General features: G+C 40.5%; 1 protein-coding gene. It reads right to left on the reverse strand.

The window, feature by feature from the left end:
- Positions 1-138: 138 nt before the first annotated feature.
- Complete coding sequence (locus ACHFIY_RS19305; RefSeq protein WP_410847769.1) at positions 139-297, reverse strand: hypothetical protein; 159 nt, start codon at positions 295-297, stop codon at positions 139-141.
- Between the last annotated feature and the right edge of the window lie 629 nt (positions 298-926).

Below are 926 nucleotides of genomic sequence, written 5' to 3' on the forward strand. Positions count from 1 at the left end.
GCAGGGGCATAGCGCTGGGTCAGCCCGGAACCGAAGCCAAATGATTGCAATATTGCTGATGTTTTTTCCATAGCCAAATATATAAAGTCCAGCCCGTACAAAAGCTAAATAGTCAATCAAAAGATGAAGTTTGTTCCGTCACCCCCTGCTTGCGGCAATACCCATGTTATCGGCCGTTTTGTCTATGCAGGGTGTGCCATCCTTTGTTTTGTCGAACCCAGCCTGTGTCGACCTGTGAACGAATTTTGTCAACCAAAAGCCTGTGTCCAGCTGTGAACGACCTTTGTCAAGCCACAAAGTTTATGAAAAAGTAAAACTTTTTGAAAGCCTAAGGCCTCCTTTTGTGCTCTTTTCAGGGTTATTTTTTTAATTTTCAATTTTTAGTTTGTCGATTTGATGTAACTCATTGATATACAGTTGTTTTATTCATTATTGACGAAGGTTTTACAGTGATTTAATGGTGATTTATCTTGTATCAATGGTGATTTATCTTGTATCAATGATGATTTATCGTGTATCAATAATGATTTATCATGTATTAAAACTGTTTTTTTTAATGTTGCCTAGTCTGCCTCTTGGTAAACTGCCGTAAATTAGTCTACAGTGAGCGGTAGTCCAAAAGTAAAATCCTATATGGGGGCATATTTCCCCCATGAGCATCCCAAAATTCCCCCATATAGGTTGGGAACATAACGACGGAGGATACTTTGTCAAGCTGCAAGTTGTGTCAACCTGTGAACTATTTTTGTTCCCGGAAGTGCCTAGTCGGGTTGGTGCCGCAGGTTTTGCCAAGTTGCCTTTGTCTACTGTTTGGGATTGTCCAACCAGTTTTGCTGTGTCCTACTTCCCTGTCTTATAAAGTATAGTTGTGTTTTGGTTGTCGCTGATTGTTACAAAAGTAGGGTGCGAAAATGGCCGATAACGAG

Source organism: Parasediminibacterium schistidii (assembly GCF_046546515.1).
In the GTDB taxonomy this organism is placed as follows: Bacteria; Bacteroidota; Bacteroidia; order Chitinophagales; family Chitinophagaceae; genus Parasediminibacterium.